At 33.6% G+C, this 18,189-nt stretch carries 17 protein-coding genes and 2 riboswitches; of the genes, 2 read left to right on the top strand and 15 right to left on the bottom strand.

Annotated elements, in window-relative coordinates:
• The 6 genes from DG435_RS18635 to DG435_RS18610 all read right to left on the bottom strand — a co-directional run bounded on the left by DG435_RS18635 (position 1) and on the right by DG435_RS18610 (position 6,720).
• On the bottom strand, positions 1-648 hold the full coding sequence (locus DG435_RS18635) for a thiamine phosphate synthase (RefSeq protein ID WP_106790936.1): 648 nt from the start codon (positions 646-648) through the stop codon (positions 1-3).
• 11 nt (positions 649-659) lie between these two features.
• Positions 660-1,436 (bottom strand): hydroxymethylpyrimidine/phosphomethylpyrimidine kinase, encoded by a 777-nt coding sequence (locus DG435_RS18630; protein ID WP_106790937.1) that lies wholly within the window; start codon positions 1,434-1,436, stop codon positions 660-662.
• Between the two features lie 18 nt (positions 1,437-1,454).
• Positions 1,455-2,057: a thiamine phosphate synthase gene (locus DG435_RS18625; protein ID WP_106790938.1), complete on the bottom strand. Its 603-nt coding sequence runs from the start codon at positions 2,055-2,057 to the stop codon at positions 1,455-1,457.
• Positions 2,058-2,137: 80 nt separating this feature from the next.
• A complete protein-coding gene (gene thiC, locus DG435_RS18620; protein ID WP_106790939.1) occupies positions 2,138-3,997 on the bottom strand; it encodes a phosphomethylpyrimidine synthase ThiC in 1,860 nt (619 codons plus the stop codon).
• Positions 3,998-4,074: 77 nt separating this feature from the next.
• The gene (gene thiS, locus DG435_RS18615; protein ID WP_106790940.1) at positions 4,075-4,275 is read right to left on the bottom strand and encodes a sulfur carrier protein ThiS; all 201 of its coding nucleotides are present in this window, start codon (positions 4,273-4,275) and stop codon (positions 4,075-4,077) included.
• Positions 4,276-4,346: 71 nt separating this feature from the next.
• Positions 4,347-4,446: riboswitch (TPP riboswitch) on the bottom strand.
• Positions 4,447-4,500: 54 nt separating this feature from the next.
• Positions 4,501-6,720 (bottom strand): TonB-dependent receptor, encoded by a 2,220-nt coding sequence (locus tag DG435_RS18610; RefSeq protein ID WP_106790941.1) that lies wholly within the window; start codon positions 6,718-6,720, stop codon positions 4,501-4,503.
• Between the two features lie 155 nt (positions 6,721-6,875).
• Positions 6,876-6,980, bottom strand: a riboswitch (TPP riboswitch).
• A gap of 110 nt (positions 6,981-7,090) precedes the next feature.
• Here DG435_RS18610 and DG435_RS18605 point away from each other — a divergent pair.
• Positions 7,091-9,523, top strand: a complete 2,433-nt coding sequence (locus DG435_RS18605; protein WP_106790942.1) for an ATP-binding protein — start codon at positions 7,091-7,093, stop codon at positions 9,521-9,523.
• On the opposite strand, the gene DG435_RS18600 is transcribed toward DG435_RS18605, so the two are convergent.
• The 8 genes from DG435_RS18600 to DG435_RS18565 all read right to left on the bottom strand — a co-directional run bounded on the left by DG435_RS18600 (position 9,520) and on the right by DG435_RS18565 (position 15,653).
• The gene (locus DG435_RS18600) at positions 9,520-10,881 is read right to left on the bottom strand and encodes a sigma-54 dependent transcriptional regulator (protein WP_106790943.1); all 1,362 of its coding nucleotides are present in this window, start codon (positions 10,879-10,881) and stop codon (positions 9,520-9,522) included. The genes DG435_RS18605 and DG435_RS18600 overlap by 4 nt on opposite strands.
• 171 nt (positions 10,882-11,052) lie before the next feature.
• Positions 11,053-11,388, bottom strand: coding sequence for a hypothetical protein (locus DG435_RS18595; RefSeq protein WP_024768263.1), 336 nt, complete (start codon positions 11,386-11,388; stop codon positions 11,053-11,055).
• Between the two features lie 195 nt (positions 11,389-11,583).
• On the bottom strand, positions 11,584-11,985 hold the full coding sequence (gene arfB / locus DG435_RS18590; protein ID WP_106790944.1) for an alternative ribosome rescue aminoacyl-tRNA hydrolase ArfB: 402 nt from the start codon (positions 11,983-11,985) through the stop codon (positions 11,584-11,586).
• Positions 11,982-13,547: a DUF4301 family protein gene (locus DG435_RS18585; RefSeq protein ID WP_106790945.1), complete on the bottom strand. Its 1,566-nt coding sequence runs from the start codon at positions 13,545-13,547 to the stop codon at positions 11,982-11,984. The genes arfB and DG435_RS18585 overlap by 4 nt, the downstream gene beginning before the upstream one ends.
• Positions 13,534-14,115, bottom strand: a complete 582-nt coding sequence (locus tag DG435_RS18580) for an AAA family ATPase (protein ID WP_106790946.1) — start codon at positions 14,113-14,115, stop codon at positions 13,534-13,536. The genes DG435_RS18585 and DG435_RS18580 overlap by 14 nt, the downstream gene beginning before the upstream one ends.
• Positions 14,073-14,708 carry a nicotinamide riboside transporter PnuC gene (gene pnuC / locus DG435_RS18575; protein WP_106790947.1) on the bottom strand — a complete coding sequence of 212 codons (636 nt, stop codon included), beginning with the start codon at positions 14,706-14,708 and terminating at the stop codon, positions 14,073-14,075. Before pnuC ends, DG435_RS18580 begins: the two co-directional genes overlap by 43 nt.
• Positions 14,692-14,952 carry a thiamine-binding protein gene (locus DG435_RS18570; RefSeq protein WP_106790948.1) on the bottom strand — a complete coding sequence of 87 codons (261 nt, stop codon included), beginning with the start codon at positions 14,950-14,952 and terminating at the stop codon, positions 14,692-14,694. Before DG435_RS18570 ends, pnuC begins: the two co-directional genes overlap by 17 nt.
• A 59-nt stretch (positions 14,953-15,011) precedes the next feature.
• Positions 15,012-15,653: a 4'-phosphopantetheinyl transferase superfamily protein gene (locus DG435_RS18565; RefSeq protein ID WP_106790949.1), complete on the bottom strand. Its 642-nt coding sequence runs from the start codon at positions 15,651-15,653 to the stop codon at positions 15,012-15,014.
• Between the two features lie 130 nt (positions 15,654-15,783).
• Between DG435_RS18565 and ahcY the strand changes: the two genes are divergently transcribed.
• Entirely contained in the window at positions 15,784-17,094 is a 1,311-nt protein-coding gene (gene ahcY / locus DG435_RS18560) for an adenosylhomocysteinase (RefSeq protein ID WP_106790950.1), read from the top strand.
• Between the two features lie 83 nt (positions 17,095-17,177).
• Here the strand turns inward: ahcY and DG435_RS18555 are convergent, their stop codons facing one another.
• Positions 17,178-18,182 (bottom strand): phytase, encoded by a 1,005-nt coding sequence (locus tag DG435_RS18555; RefSeq protein ID WP_106790951.1) that lies wholly within the window; start codon positions 18,180-18,182, stop codon positions 17,178-17,180.
• Positions 18,183-18,189 lie beyond the last annotated feature (7 nt).

Genomic DNA, 18,189 nt, shown 5'->3' with positions numbered 1-18,189 from the left:
TTAACGATTGGTCAATAGCTTTTGAACCATTAGCTTTTTTATAGTTTCTATTTTTTTCTCCAGATTCACCTGGTTTGTCAATTCTCCCGAAATGGCAATTCCTGAAACTCCTGTCTCCATAAGTGTTGCAACATCCTTCTCTATAATTCCTCCAATCGCAATTATGGGTAATTCTAAATTTTGATTTTTCAATTTGGTAAGAATACTTGTGTAACCATCAATCCCTAATACTGGACTTAGTTTCTTCTTGGTTATTGTATGTTTATAAGGCCCAAGACCTATATAATCTACACCATCTTTAATATGTTGTAAGCAGTTTTCTATAGTATTTGCAGTACCGCCAATAATAAAATTATCTCCCAGAATTTTTCGTGCCTCCCGAGGATTCATATCATTTAATCCCAAATGTATGCCATCGGCCAGAACAGCTTTTGCCACACTTACATTATCATTGATAATCATAATTGTATCATATTGATCACAGATATTTCTACATTGCAACGCTGTATTTAAATATGTAGCCATATCAACCTCTTTAAGGCGTAGTTGTATCCATTTGCAACCAGCTTTGCAAGCATTCTCCATATTTTTAAGATGTTCCTCTGGAGTTTTGCCTTGTGAAATATATTGTAAACCTACTTCTTTCATAATCTTTATTATTAAATTCTATGATACCCTAGCAAACTACCATTAGAATTCAGTACTTTTTCGGTATATCTTTTTCCTCTATAACAAGCTTTTATTAATGGAAATCCTAATGCCAAATATGTAGTAATAGCAGAAGAAAGTACGCAACCGCTTCCGTGTTTTTCCGATACATTTTGCCTTTTGGGATTAAACATAAAATTCTTTCCACTTGTAGTGAATAGTTCATCTTTTCCAACTGCTTCTTTTCTATGCCCTCCTTTTAGAAAAAGATTAGTTTTACTAGAGATATCGGCAATTGTTTCTTCGATAGTTTTACTTGAGTACAACTTCTCTATTTCATCATAATTTGGTGTCAAAAGATAGATTTTACCTAATATAGCCTCAAACTGTTTCTCGATATTATCCTGATCATCTGAATTGCCGTTAGAAGAATGAAAATCAAAATCTGAACTAGACTTTAATACCGGGTCTAAAACAATTTTAATGGCATTATTTTTTTCTAATAAAACATCGATAATTGTATTAAGTATTTTCCAACTCTGAACGATTCCTATTTTTACATACGCTATTGCAAAACGATCAAATAGTATTTCTACTTGACTTTTTATCACATCAATATCCGTCCAGTAACATGTTTTGAATTCAACATCATTCTGGATAGTATTTGCAGTACAAACAGACAAACCATAGCCTTTTAATGCTTCAATCGTTTTAATATCTGCAGTAAGTCCAGCTCCGTTTGACGGGTCAAAACCTGCAATAGTAAGTATATATGGTCTTTTTACCATTCTTATTAAGAATCAACTTTAAGTAATTTGTATCGTTTTAAGTTTATCATAAATTATTTTGAAACTTTTTAATGAATCTTCTGTATTCCATATCCCGCCTAAAACACCGACTCCTCTATACCCTAGATCGAATGTTGCTTGCAATGTGTTTTCATTAATTCCGCCCATTCCTATAACAAATTCATCTAGATCATTGACATCAAATCCTTTTCCTTTATATCCCGCTTTAGAAATTGAACCAAAAACGGGGCTCAACAAAACATATTCAAAATCAACAAGACAGTTTTTAATATCCTCTTTAGAATGAAAAGAGCTGCTTATTTTAAAACCTTTCGTTTTATAATCATTAACATATTCTTCTAACTTTTCTCCCAAGTCTAACCGTGGTTGTTCCTGAATATGAGTTCCTCTCAAATTAAATTCTTCGCATAACTCATGAAATTGATGTACCATAGTACGGCTATGGTATTTTGTGTCAATTTGGTTGAGCAAAGTTCTATATCCTTCTACATCTAATGTTGGTTTGCGAAAATGCAATATCTCCAGACCATTATCGAAAAGTTTATTGATTTTACCTGCTTCGTTCTCTAATTCTCGTTCTGAGGTTAATATGATTAACATAGGTTTTATATATTAGGTTTCGGCGCTCAAATATCGGGTATCAGTAAATTATGGAAACCTGATGTCTTGATTACTATAATCTACAAATATACTTCGCTTCCTTTTTCTTTAAACTCTTCTGCTTTTTCCTGCATTCCTGCTTCGAGTGCTTTTCGGTCATCAATTTCTTTTTTTGCAGCATAATCACGTACCTCCTGAGATATTTTCATCGAACAGAATTTTGGACCACACATACTACAGAAATGAGCAATTTTCGCACCTTCTGCCGGTAGTGTTTCGTCGTGATATTCTCTTGCTAGTTCTGGATCCAGAGATAAATTGAATTGATCTTCCCATCGAAACTCAAAACGTGCCTTACTTAAAGCATCATCCCGATGTTGTGCTCCCGGGTGTCCTTTTGCTAAATCTGCGGCATGCGCTGCCAATTTATAGGTAATCACTCCTGTACGTACATCTTCCTTATTGGGTAATCCCAAATGTTCTTTTGGGGTCACATAACACAACATTGCTGTCCCATACCAACCAATCATGGCGGCTCCAATTCCCGAAGTGATATGATCATAACCAGGGGCGATATCAGTAGTCAAAGGCCCTAAGGTATAAAAAGGCGCTTCTCCACAAGCTTCTAACTGCTTATCCATATTTGCTTTGATCATATGCATTGGGACATGTCCTGGCCCTTCAATAAAAGTTTGCACATCATGTTTCCATGCAATTTTTGTTAACTCTCCCAGAGTTTCTAATTCTGCAAACTGTGCTTCATCATTAGCATCTGCAATACAACCTGGACGTAATCCATCACCTAGTGAAAATGCTACATCATAGGCTTTCATGATCTCGCATATTTCTTCAAAATGCGTATACAAAAAGCTCTCTTGATGATGTGCAAGACACCATTTTGCCATAATAGATCCTCCTCTAGAAACGATACCAGTGATACGTTTTGCTGTCATCGGAACATATGCCAGACGTACTCCTGCGTGAATAGTAAAATAATCTACTCCCTGTTCTGCTTGCTCGATCAATGTATCCTTAAAGATCTCCCACGTTAAATCTTCGGCTTTGCCATTCACTTTTTCTAATGCCTGATAAATAGGTACAGTTCCTATCGGTACAGGTGAGTTACGAATAATCCATTCTCTGGTTTCGTGTATGTTTTTTCCTGTAGAAAGATCCATAATATTATCTGCTCCCCAGCGGCATGCCCACACTGCCTTTTCCACTTCTTCTTCGATACTTGATGTTGTAGCAGAATTACCAATATTTGCATTTATTTTTACCAAAAAATTCCTCCCTAATATCATCGGTTCACTTTCTGGGTGATTGATGTTTGATGGAATCACTGCTCTTCCTCTGGCAACTTCTTCTCTCACAAATTCTGGAGTAATTATCTCTGGAATACTTGCTCCAAAATCTTGCCCGGGGTGTTGTTTCGAAAGGCGTTTTACTTCTTGAAGTTTTTGATTTTCGCGTATAGCTACATACTCCATTTCGGGAGTAATGATACCTTGTTTCGCATAATACATCTGGGAAACATTTTTTCCTTTTTTAGCTCGTTTTGGTTTACGAAGATGATTAAACCGCAAGTGATCCAAACTAGAATCCTGTAGTCTCTCATTACAATATTCTGAAGAAAAACTATCTAATTCTTCTACATCTTCACGATCTAAAACCCATGGTTCTCGTATAGGTTCGATCCCATTATGAACATTGATTTTTTTTGAAGGATCTGTATATGGTCCACTTGTATCATATACGGTGACAGATTGATTAGCCGTTCTTTTTCCTGTAACACTATCAACGGTATCACTCAACCTGATCTCTCGCATTGCTACCTTAACTTCTGGATGAATAGCTCCAGATACATAGATTTTTTCTGAACTCGGAAAAGGTGTAGTACTAATTACAGTATCCTGCGGTGCTGTATCTTTTTTCTTCATAAATATTGTGTTTCAGGTTTTGATTATACTCTTTGCTATTCGTTTTTTATAATATTCTTAATGATCTATAGTTAATCCTACCCGCCTTGAGTAGCTTTTATAATTACTATATCATCATCGTTTTCAATCATTGTCTGTTCCCATTTTTCTTTAGAAATGACTTTATTATTAATAGCAATAGCAATTCCGTTAGGAACAATATCCAATTGTTCTAACAACTTTTTTACTGAGCTATTTTTTAAAATTGATTGAGATTGATTATTAACGTTTACGGTCATCTTTTTTAGATTAATTCCATAAACTTTAGGTACTAATTGCCTAAATAGAGAAGAAAAATCACACCTGTAAAAATGTGATATTTACTTTTCCCTTCGTCGGTACTAACCGCATCAGGTTCAAAGGGTATTTCTCAGACCTAACCGAAGTTAAGGACACCCCTAAAGTTTATGTTATAAAAGTAATAAAACTCAAGTTTAAAAGCACTCTTAAACCTGAGTTTTTAATTAAAATTTTAATGTTGCTCCAAGCAAAAAATTAATCCCTGCCTGTGGATAAAAACCTGCTCCTTCGACAGTAGTTACTGTACCTGGATCAGAAAAATCATCATCAAAAGTAAAAAAGTATCCATTAGATACATACTCCTCATCAAAAACATTGTTTACCAATCCTGTTAATACTATAGATTTAAAAACAGGAATGTTTTTGATTTCATATACCACATTAAGATCATTTATAAAGAAACTATCGAGTTTCGAAGTCTCACTATCAATATTACCCATGTATTGCTCTCCTACAAATTTAGACAGCAACCCTAATTGAAGGTTTTTTATAGGGCGATAAACAAACATATTACCTGCTACAATATTAGGAGAATATGAGATGTTTGTATCTCCAAGATTGACTAAACTACCATCTCTAGAGGTTACAAAATCTTTATTCTTATTCGTACTTAATGAAACATTGGGTTTAACTACAAATTGATCAGAAAGTGTAATATCTGCATCTATTTCGATTCCTAAACGATAACTTTCTCCACTAGTTGCTCGAATTGGTGCACCTACATCATCCAGTGCACCTGTTAACACCAATTGATCTTTATACCACATATAATAAAGGTTGGTATTTACTATTATTTTGTTTTTTGCTAATCGCCATCCTAATTCAATATCATTAAGTCTCTCTGCTGTATCAATACCATTTTCAAAATCATCTCTTCTTGGTTCTCTATTCGCTCTGGCATAGGATGCATATACATGATTTGCATCATTTACATGAAAGGTTGCTCCCATTTTTGGGTTAAAGAATGAGTAGCTTTTATCTACCTGAAGCGGGACTCTTTTTGAAGTTAACCCTGTGGTTTCGTAATTTACAAAACGTCCTTGCAGGTCTAAAAATGCACTCCATTTATCATTGACTCTATAGGTTGTTTTACCAAAAACAGTGTATTCGGTTTTCTTCCCATTTCCATAATAGTATTTGTCCCCACTCTGAAAACCGATAGGGTTTTCTGTCCAAATAATTTCACCAAAATGGTCTCCGTCGTAATAACTATAGAATCCCCCAAAATCGATATCAAAACTATTATCTTTATAATTTACACTTGCATTTGCAACATAAAAGTCATTCTGCAACCATCTTTTGCGTAGGTAATCGGTTTGTGTAATTTCTTCTCCATTAACAGTAACAGGATTTACTCCCAGAAATGCCAAAGTTGCCTGATCAGAAAATAACACATTACTATAATGCCACTCATCTACATATTGTTCAAAGAATCCTCGGCCATACGTATAATTTAAACCTAAGTTTGTAGACCAGTTGTTATTATATTTTTGATTCCAATGTAATTGGTAATGATCTTGTTTATAATTATCTACTTCACTCTCATAAAACCCTTGAAGATTTCCATCGGCATCATATTGAAATCCTATTGGATTAAATCGCCTGTCATTTTCTAAAGTAGTCTTATCGATACCATTCCATGATTGATATGTAATCTCGTGTCCTCCAAAAGTAATTGCTTTAATTAAAGTGTTATTATCTACATAAGATCCCTGAACGAAATACGATTTTAAATCTGAAGAAGCACGGTCGACATAACCGTCTGATGCAATAGCTGATAACCGACCCGCTATTTCTATCTTTTCATTGATTAAACCTGTACTAAATTTCAGGTTATGTTTTCTGGTACCAAAGGATCCCACGGTATTCGAAATTTCTGCATTAGCTTTTTCAGAAACGGCATCTGTTAATAGGTTTAAACTAGCTCCAAAAGCTCCCGAACCATTAGTTGAAGTTCCTACTCCACGCTGAAGCTGTAGATTTTCGATAGAAGATGCAAAATCAGGAAGGTTTACCCAAAATGTACCCTGGCTCTCTGCATCATTAAATGGTATCCCATTTAATGTAACATTTACCCTTGATGCATCGCTACCTCTTACTCTAATATATGTATACCCAACTCCTGTTCCTGCATCAGTAGTAGTAACTACTCCTGGTAAATAGTTTAATAAAATCGGGATATCCTGACCTAGATTACGTGATGCCAGTTCCTCTTTGGATAGATTAGAATGGGTGATAGGTGAATCTGCTTCTACACGTACAGATTTTACTAAGACTTCATCTAGTTTTTCTATCTTAGTTTGAGTAGAATCTGTTAATTTTTCCTGAGCTGTGAGTTTAATGCTCAATACGAAAAGTGTAAGATAAAATAATACGTTTTTCATTCGTAAACATTCATTACGAATAAAAGGGGTTATTATTCTGTTTTAAAAATTAGTTATTAAAAAATGCTTAATAACATTTAGAATATACACTCGACCTAAGGTTTCTGTATTCTCTATAGTGTTATCTCGCATGTCACAAAAGAGGCACATAGTACCTTTTTTGGTTCCACAGTCCCTTGGCAACATTACCTGCCCAGGTTCATCGGGTATGATCTCAGCCTTTTACGTTAAAAACTTAAAAAGCACCCCTTTGAGATTTTGGCGCAAAAATACTGTGTTTTATTGATTTATTGTACATTTATTTGATGTAATGTTGAATCTATACTAAAACAAAGCAATGCTTTGGGATTTTTGAAGTTATAAAAGGGTTATGAAGAATACGAAAAGATCGGTTACTTTTAAAATTATTGCAGGTTACTTACTTGCAGGTTTACTTGCTGTAACTGCTTTTTGGGTTATCTACCAGCAATTAGGAAACTATACCCAAATTGCCGAAATCAAAAATCAAAATAATGAAAAACTCTTCCTTGTTGGCGAAACTATAACAGGATTATATGAAGCTGAAAGTTTAACAAGAAATATCATTCAGACTTCTGATGTTAAAAAATTCATTACTTATAAAACCAAAATAGACACAATACTAAAAACGATTAATCAGGTTTCTGAAATTTCTGATGATACCCTGCAAACTCGAAAAATCGATAGTATCAAACATCTTATTGATAGCAAAAATAAAAACCTCGAAGAGCTTATTAAAGTTTATGAGCAACGAAAACAAAAAGGGTTATACGAGACCGCTATTGATGAACTCGAAAAAGTAAATAAAAGTTTTGGTGGATATACTAAATACGATATCCGATTTAAAAAATATGACCCTCGCACAAGAAGGGCGCTGATTAACATTTTGGAATTGACCAAACAGGATAATGCAAAACGACTTACCAATCAGACTGTGGATTCATTGGCTACTTCTGTAAAACAAGTACTTGCAGAACTTGAGCAAAAGGATAAAAAATATAGACGTGAAATAACACTAAAGGAGAACAATCTTCTCAAAAAAGATCAAATCATTACAAAACAACTAAGAGATTTACTTGCTTCTATTGAACGTAATGAAAGAAATCAATATTTTGCACGTCTAGAGGCTTCAAATCAAGTTTTAAACAATACTGCCGATATTATTGTAGTAATCGCTGCCATCAGCCTGTTAATAGCAATTATATTTCTGTTTTTGATTACTAAAGATGTTTCTAAAAGTCAAAAATATCGTAATGAACTCGAAGCCGAAAAAACATATACTGAATCTCTTTTAAAAACACGAGAATCTTTAATTAACACGGTTACTCATGATCTTCGTTCTCCTTTGAATACGGTTATTGGATATTCAGATTTGTTAGAAAGAACTGGGCTAGACAATAAGCAAAAGCATTATCTGGATCACTTAAAGAAATCATCTGACTATATTCTTCACCTGGTAAATGACCTTCTTGATTTATCAAAACTTGAAGCTGGCCGAATGGTAATTGAAGAGCTTCCGTTCTCTCCAAAAAAATTAATAGAAAATACAATTTCCAGTGTTATTCCTATAAATGACAAGAAAAATCTTGATATCAGGATTATAACAGAAAATCAATTAAAAAAACAGTATTTAGGAGATCCTTTTAGAATAAAACAAGTATTGACAAATTTGGTAAACAATGCTTATAAATTTACTAATGAAGGTTCTATAACAATTGACAGTAAGGTTATCGAAAACGGCTTATCAGAAAAACAATTGGTCATATCTGTAAAAGACACAGGAATCGGAATTACAAAGGAGCAACAGCATTATATTTTTGAAGAATTTTCTCAAGGAGATGATAATACTGAGAAAAAATATGGCGGTTTTGGTTTAGGACTTGCTATTACCAAAAAAATAATTAAACTCTTAAAAGGTAAGATTGAATTAGATAGCGAGCTCAATGTAGGCAGTAAATTCACTTTCTACATCCCTCTTAAACAGTCTGATATATCAATCCCAGAAGAAGAATCAGAAGTTTCAGAAATACAAAATTTTACAAATAAGAAGGTTTTGATTGTTGATGACGACCCAAGTCAATTAGCTTTAACTAGCGAGGTAGCTACATTAGCCGGTCTAACTTATGATATTTGTAAAAACGGTATTGAGGCCATCTCATTATTACAGACTAATACATACGATCTTGTACTCACCGATATCCAAATGCCAAAAATGGGCGGCTTTGAACTTTTACAATCTATAAAAAGTAATGCAAACCAATCCAACATACCAGTTGTTGCATTATCTGGTAGAACAGATACTTCTTTTATGGAGTACCAAGAAGCCGGATTTGCTGCTAGCTTACGAAAACCATATGCTCCAACAGAACTAATTAACCTTATTGCCAAGGTACTTAACGTTGATTTAATCAATTATAATGGAACAACTCATAATGATCTTAACCTTTCTGATGAGCAATACTCTCTTAGCGATTTAATGCTTTTTGCACAGGGTGATTCTGATTCTCTATATGCAATTCTAGATACATTTTATGAAAGCACTATTGGCAATGTTAAAGAATTAAAAATGACAATCAGAAAAAAAGATACCTATCATATTAAAAAGATTGCCCACAAAATGCTTCCTATGTTTAAACAAATCAAGGCAAAAGAAGTAGTTCCTATTCTAGAAAAACTAGAACACCCTGATCAATATGATCTCAATAAAAAAGCTATACTGAATCTAACAAATGATGGTATCGAAAAAATTGAAGATTTAATTGATAAATTAAAGGTAGAAAATTAAAGACTAATATCGTACTGTTTTAATTTATTGTACAATGTTTTTCGATCTATTAAAAGCATTCTGGCAGCTTTAGCCTTATTTCCATTTGCTTTTTCTAACGCATCAAGAATCAACTCCTGTTCATTCTGATTTTTAAACAAACCATAGGTTTGTTTTGCGTTATGAGGAGCATACGCAATATCATTTGGCAATACATCTAGTGTAATCATATCGCTTTGAGAAAGAAGAACAGATCGTTTTACCATATTTCTTAATTCTCTTAAGTTGCCAGGCCAATTGTACTTTTTAAACGCTTCTAATACTTCATCAGCGAATCCAACTACATGTTTTTCTAATTCGATATTTGACTCTTCAAGAAAGTGATTCGCAAAAAGCATCAAATCTTCAATTCTATCTCGCAACGGTGGCACCTTGATAGAAAATTCATTTAATCTATGATATAGATCTTCTCGAAAATCTCCTTCCTTTACAGCATGACTAAGATCCTCATTAGTAGCAACTATTACTCTAATATCTACTTCTATTTCTTTATTACTACCTACTGGTTTAATTTTTCGTTCTTGTAGCGCTCTTAACAATTGAACTTGCAACTCATAACTTAGATTACCGATTTCATCTAAAAACAGTGTGCCTTTATTTGCAGCCTCAAAATGACCTACTTTATCATTTACCGCACCGGTAAAGGATCCTTTTATATGGCCAAAAAACTCACTAGAGGCTATTTCTTTAGGAATAGCTCCACAATCTACTGCAACAAATGGTTTGTCTGCTCTCTTACTTGCCTTATGAATACTACTTGCAACATATTCTTTACCCGTACCACTATCACCTATTACTAAAACAGACATACGTGTGGGGGCTACCAGAGCAACATATTCGTTTAGTTTTTTGGAAGCATCGCTAACTCCGCGAACAAAAGAATTATTAGCTCTTTTTGGTATTTTAGGCGGTGTTACACTCGTTTCTTTTTCTTTAACTGTTTTGTCTGATATCGCTCCTTGTTTGTATAGTGCTTTTTCTATAGTATGTAGTATAGTATCTGGATTAAATGGTTTTGAAACATAATCAAAAGCTCCTTGCTTAATGGCACTAACGGCCATATTGATTTCGGCATAACCCGTCATAATAATCACTTGAGTATCCGAATTATGTTTTAAAATTTCGGCTAATAAGGTAATACCATCACTATCAGGTAATCTTACATCAGAAAGTACAACATCAAAAGTGTCTTTCTTAATTTTTTGAATAGCTTCATTACCAGAAAATGCTGTAAAGACCTTATACTCCTTTTTTTGCAAAAAGGTCTTGAGCATTGTACAAAAAGCCACATCATCTTCAACGATAAGTATCTTAGACATATTTAAAAATTTATTACCTAAAAAAAGCTATTGTATAAAATTACAATTTAAAATACTTAGTTCGAATAAAAACATAAAAAAAGAGACCCTTGGGATTGAGTCTCTTTTTTAGCACTAAACAACTTTATATCGTCCTTGGTTGCAAAACGATATTCTTTTCTACCCCTAGATTTAAGATTTATTGTCGTTTGGCTTTATCCATTTGCCATTAGCGCTTGCAAATACAACTTTTGTATTATCGTCTTTACCTTGTAAGATAATTTTATATGTATTATCCTTAGACATATATGCTTTTACAATCCTTAACTCTGCAAAATCTTTGGCAGCTGCTTCTTGGATTGATAATGGCAGTTCTACAATATTGATTTCAGTATATTCCTGCTGCTCATACTCATAATCTCTAAACTCGAGATCATCACTTAGAACGGCTAATTCGTCCTGAGCTACAACACCCTGTGCCGAAAAGATACTTACTACAATCGCTACTATCATTGGTAACTTTTTCATTTTGGGTTACTGAATTATTTCTACAGTTAATAAATAGTAATAATTGTTCCAAAGATGCAACCTAAAAGAAAAATAATTTAAAACACTGAATATCAGTGTTTTGTTATTTTTACATGTACAATCCTTTAAGTGTAGAAAATGTAGAATCCACACAAAAGTGTAGAAATATTACACGTTTTGAGAAAAGAAATTCACTTATAAAGAAGGTTTTTTACGGTTAGCTTTCTTTAACGAATGCTTTTGTTTGTTATCTAGGCGTTTTTTGATAGCTGCTTTAGAGGGCTTAGTTCGTTTTCTTTTTTTAGGAATATGGAGATTAGTCTTAAGAATATCCAAAAGCCTTTTAATTGCCAGTTCTTTATTTCTATGTTGACTTCTACTATCGTCACATTGTAATACTAAAACACCAGATTTGGTTAATCTGGAAGACAGTTTCTGGTTTAACCTTAATTTTTCATCATCGGTAAATCCTGTAGATGTAATAATATCTAAAGTTAACTCTATTTTTGAAGATACTTTATTTACATGTTGACCTCCAGACCCAGAGCTTCGAATGGCTTTAAATTTTAGTTCATTTATAATTACTGAAGTATTCACGAAAAAAGAGTTACCTGGTGCGCCGACTTAAGTAAGTCATTTACTGTTTTTACAGGGTTAAATGTAGTTAATGGCACTTCTACAAACACACTAATCCAATTTGCCATTGCACCATTCCATAATCCAGGAAGCTCCAATGCTTTTAGGATTTTACCATTCATAGTTTTTTCTGTAATAAATCCTGCATCAGGATCTACAAAATCGAGCAGGTTAAATTTATTTCCATTATAATCCCGCACACCACATACCAAATCAACTGGATTAAAATGAGTAGCATTACCAAGAATCTCTTCTTGCCTACGATCTTTTTTATCAATTTGTGGTGCCTCGATAATCTGCAACACCAATCTTCCGTTTTCGCGCTTTATCCAAAATGGTCCTCCTCCTGGTTCTCCTTCATTAATCACCATACCACAAACCCGAATAGGTCGATTTAAAGATTCTCTTAAGAATTGAAGTTTATATGTATCAGAAAACTTATCAAAATCTAATGGTAACCTAACATTAAGTTGCTTCACTAAAAATTTCTTGATATCCTTTAATTCTGCCTCTGATGGTTTCTTTTCATCAATCGCATTTAATACCCTAAATACTTCATCCTGAATTTCGATTAACTTACCTGCAAGCACTTTCTTATATCCCGAAACTTCATCCTGATATTTACGCACTACTACATTGTCTATATTTTTAATATAAATGATATCCCCATCCAAATCATTTAAGTTTTCGATCAACGCTCCATGTCCTCCAGGTCTAAATAATAAACATCCATCTTCTTTTCTAAACGGTTCATTATCCTCTGTTACTGCAATAGTATCTGTTTCTGTTTTTTGAAATGAATATGTAATACTAAAACTAGTATTGGTCTTCTCTTCAACTTTTTTCTTAATTCTTTCAAATTCTCCCTTAAAAGCTTCGAGATGTTCTTTAGAAATCGTAAAATGTAGTTTAGAATCGCCTTTATTGTTAGCATTATAACCTGCTGCTTCATATAAATGCTCTTCAAAAGAGGTTGCTATACTATCATCATATTTATGAAAAGGAAACAACCCTTTAGGAAAAGTCCCATAGTTTAATCCTTTTTCCTTCAACATCATTTCGACAAAAATATACAATTGCTTCCCTTCGGATAAGGATCTAAATTTAGGGTAGGCGCTTTTTACTTTTTCCATAACTATATCATAGAATGGAAATTTTTCCAGGCCTATTAAAAAAAGACGTATTGCATTGGCTTTTTCATGATTTGTATAAGAATTAAGGCTTTCTTTTTTAAAATCATAATTATCAAGAAACCGGAATAAATCTTTAAACATTCGTGTAGCTGCGCCAGATGCAGGAACAAACTTTATAGTATCAAGATGCGACACTCTAGAATCGTATAACTTGGTAAGTTCTGAGTGATAGTGTTCAGAAAACTTAAGGATTCCATTATCCAGTGTTGCTGCACTTCTTAATGCAACAAAAGGGATTTCATTTTTAAAAATTTCTATTTGTGAGAGTACTTTATCAATCGTTAATCCTTTTGATTTAATTAACTTAATATCTTTATCAGTTATATTCACTTTTATCTTCTATTAGTTGGCTAATATGTGTCAATGCTTTTTCAAAACGAGATGTTTTATCTCCTTTTATGACGATGTATGGAAGATTATGTTTTTCAAGACATTCTTTAAATCTTAAAAACATTTCTTCTCGTTCGTGGGGTTTGTCTCTTAGATCATCGGCAATCCAAGGAATGTCAATATAAGTCAAAAGATACAAATCATAAACATTTTCTAATGAAATTTTATTTAAGGTTTCGGGAACTGCCCCATCATAGTATGCCTCTGAATATACTTTTAATTCCAAAAGGTTTGTATCACAAAACAACAGGGTGTTAACTTTTTGGGCGACTTCATTTTCTAATTTCATTTGACCTTCTGCAATCTGAAGCATATCATCGTATACACATACTTCTTTGGTCTCATCCCATTTTCTTTGCAAATATTCCCTCATATATTCTGGTACACACTCGGTGTTATAATACGCTGCCAATTGCCTAGATAATGTAGTTTTGCCCGTACATTCTGGGCCAAACAATACTACTTTTATACAATTGCCGGGTTGTTGTTGTCTAAGCTTTTCTTCCATGTGATATATCCAAAAATTGCGATAATCGTAAATAATACATATTGCAAACTGGTAAATGTAAATCCTTTATAAAAATATAACGGTACCGAAATAATATCTCCAATAATCCAAAATACCCAGTTTTCGATTTTTCTTTTTGCCATTAGCCACATCCCAACAAAGAATATTGCCGTAGTTAAAGTATCTATATAGGCCGTCCAATCATTTAGCTTATCAAAAACAACATAAACTCCATACACAAAAAGCAAGGTCATGACAAAAATTATTGCTGATATGTTCTTTTCTTCTGAAGTTGTTCTTGCAATTGGAGTAACATGTGTCTCATCTACTTTTCGGGTCCAGATATACCACCCATAAATACTCATTATGAAATAATACGCATTGATCATCATATCTCCTAATAATGACCATTGCAATAATAAATACACATAAATTGCAGTGCTAATAATACCTGTTGGATACACCCAAATCTTATTAAACCAAGCAAAGATCACACTTAACAAGCCAAAAAGTGCCGCTATAATCTCGAGAGCTATGTGTAAATCGGAGTATTCTGAATACTGCCCAAATAAAAATTCAAAAATGGGGTTCATAATTACTTCTATTACTTTTTACCATTTTCATATACACCAAAACGTGATCCATATCGCCAAATGCATTTTTAATTTCTAAAGTCAAAAAAGGCATTACTTTATCATACTCTCCATAAATTTGAGTACTTAAAGGGTTTTCTAAAACTGTAAACTCTGATGCTCGTAACCGTTTTATAAAACGAATAATATATTCTTCAAAATCAGCTTGAAGAGGAGTAAGAGTTAATTCTATTGATATTTGCATGTTATCTTTTTATATATGATATATCCCATAAAATATTCATGTATTCGTGGTTATAAAATTCATATTTCTGAAGCTGGTAAAGCATATACGCAGGTAAACCCTTCAAATTCTATAAATGCCATATCATAATGAGTTATTTCATCTTTATAATTAACAGCACCATAAACAAATGGATATTCTAATGTAAAAGGAGAAATAAAAATATGCTGTTCAAAACTCAAGCCTGCCGTTGCATATAACTTATACAAAGATTCTTTGGCTCCCCAAATTATAGTTAATGCACGAGTCTTATCCAGGCTTTGTTTTTCTAGAGAATCATTCTCAAATTCATTCACAAACTTATGCGCAATTTTATGAATCTTTTCTCTTTGTTTTTCGATATCGATTCCAACAAGTTTATCACTAATTATGATTCCTGCAAATTCATAAGAGTGGGTGATTGAAATTTGTTTTCCATCCTTAAGATGTGGTTTTCCAAATTCATCATAATACAGATCATGATCGGTATAACCAAATGCAGCTAGCAGATGTCGAACGCTCATAAAGCCTCTGCGATGCATATCCGATTTCATATTATCGACTCTATTCTGGCAGTGTTGTGTTAATTCTATTCCCTGACATAGGGACTCGTAAGATTCTTCAATCTTCCAAATCAACACATTAGTACTTTCATCTACTGTTATAGTTTTGTAAAGAGGCATTTAAATTCTTAAAGTTATTATGTACCTTTGCAAACCGAAAAAGGAATATTATTCGATTTTTCGGGAGCGAATTTAGAACAATTTAGTGCGAAATACCAGAAAGCACTTCATAAACATAAAATTAACTACTATGAGTACCAAAACTGTACCTTATGTTCCTTACAAGGTGAAAGATATTTCATTAGCTGACTGGGGAAGAAAAGAAATCGAATTAGCTGAAGCAGAAATGCCAGGGCTTATGTCTCTTCGTGAAGAATATAAAGATGAACAACCTCTTAAAGGTTCTCGTATCGCAGGTTGTCTTCATATGACGATCCAGACTGCAGTGTTAATAGAAACACTTCAGGCTCTTGGAGCAGAAGTAACTTGGAGTTCTTGTAATATATTTTCTACTCAAGATCAAGCTGCAGCTGCTATTGCAGAAGCAGGTACCCCAGTATACGCTTGGAAAGGTATGAATGATGAAGAGTTTGATTGGTGTATAGAGCAAACTCTATTTTTTGGTGAAGATCGCAAACCTTTAAATATGATCCTTGATGATGGGGGAGACTTAACTAATATGGTGTTAGATAAGTATCCTGAATTAGTAGAAGGAATTAATGGTTTATCTGAAGAAACAACTACTGGAGTCCATAGACTATATGAGCGTATGGCAAATGGAACGCTTCCTATGCCTGCGATTAACGTAAACGATAGTGTTACTAAATCAAAATTTGACAATAAATACGGATGTAAAGAAAGTGCTGTAGATGCGATTCGTCGTGCTACCGATGTAATGCTTGCTGGTAAACGTGTTGTTGTTTGTGGATATGGAGATGTAGGTAAAGGTACTGCTGCATCGTTTAGAGGAGCCGGTTCTATAGTAACTATTACTGAAATTGACCCGATTTGCGCTTTACAAGCAGCCATGGACGGTTTTGAAGTGAAAAAGCTAGAAACTGTTGTTGGAAAAGCAGACGTTGTTATTACCACTACCGGAAATAAAGATATTGTTCGTGGAGAACACTTTCAAGCAATGAAAGATAAAACCATTGTTTGTAATATTGGACATTTTGATAATGAGATTGATGTGGCTTGGTTAAATTCGCAAAGCGAGAAAATTGAGATCAAACCTCAAGTAGATAAGTACAATATTGGAGGTAATGACATTATACTTCTTGCCGAAGGTCGTTTAGTAAATCTAGGTTGCGCAACAGGACACCCAAGTTTTGTAATGAGTAATTCATTTACCAATCAGACTTTAGCACAAATTGAACTTTGGACTAATCTCGAAAGTTATGAAAACAAGGTATACATGCTTCCGAAGCACTTAGATGAAAAGGTAGCAAAATTACACCTTGCTAAAATTGGAGTAGAACTTACCGACCTTAGCAAAGATCAAGCTGAATATATTGGTGTAACTGTTGAAGGACCTTACAAACCAGAATATTACAGATACTAAAAAAGATCGCTGTAGCGGTTAGATTTTAGAAATAAATCAAGAAACCCCTTATCTTTCGATAAGGGGTTTTTGATTGAAAAAAATTAAAGTCCTAATTTTTCTAAATTATAAAAATAGAAATCTCGTTGTTCGTTCATAGCAACAAAAAGCCCCTCGGTAAACATAGTATTTAGTGGAATCGTAACTACATCACACCCATCTGTTGCAATCGTTCCTAAATTAACTGCTCTAATAAAACTATTTTCTTTTCTCGAAAATAAATTAAACTGTCCTTTTTGTTGGTCTGAAACAATAAGAACTCCTTCTCCGTTAGGTTTTGCAGCTATAGCAATTCCTTCTATATCATCTTTAAAATACTCTCCTCCAAACACTGCCAGTTCTTCATTCCCTTTTGCCGGGTCTGCATAGTATTTTCTAATCCCTACTCCCTCATCAGAGTAATAAACAAAACCTAATTCATCGTCTACCGCAATAGCCTCGATTTCCTTTTCTTCACTAAACTTTCCAAACTTTCTTGCCAGCTTGGTTCTTATCCCCGTACTATCACTTATGAACTGATATTGATGCAAATAATCATGTGCAGGGCCAGATTTTCTACTTACGATTGCATAAATGTTCTTACTCACGGGATCTTTATACAAACTTATCCCCATTGGCCTTCTTAATTCAAAGTCAGTTTCTTCTTCAAAGACCTGAAAACCTCCATTATCCAAAGGTTTCATATCCGGAACAGAAAACAGGCGAATTCGATTTCGTTCTCTTTCTGTAAAAACAATAACATCAACAGTAATAGAATCATTAATCCTAAAGCCATATTCTACATCAATATTATTGGGATATTTAATATTTCTTATTGTTTTCCCTGCAATTACTTTTCCTTTTAGATCAAAAGCATAAATTGCTCCATTGGTATCCTTATCTGTACCAAAGACAATACTTTTTGAAGCATCTGTAGGGTGAACCCATATAGCAGGGTCATCGGTATCATATTGCACCTTTTCTGAAACAATATCAGGATCTACAGGAGGTAGTTTCTTATCACAGGATAAAAATATAATGGCTACAATTAGTATAATAGAATTTCTCATGTGTTTA

The sequence above is a fragment of the Aquimarina sp. Aq78 genome (genome assembly GCF_900299525.1).
Classification (GTDB): domain Bacteria; phylum Bacteroidota; class Bacteroidia; order Flavobacteriales; family Flavobacteriaceae; genus Aquimarina.
The sequence above is the reverse complement of the archived record's forward strand: the minus strand, read 5'-3'. Positions and strand labels throughout refer to the sequence as shown.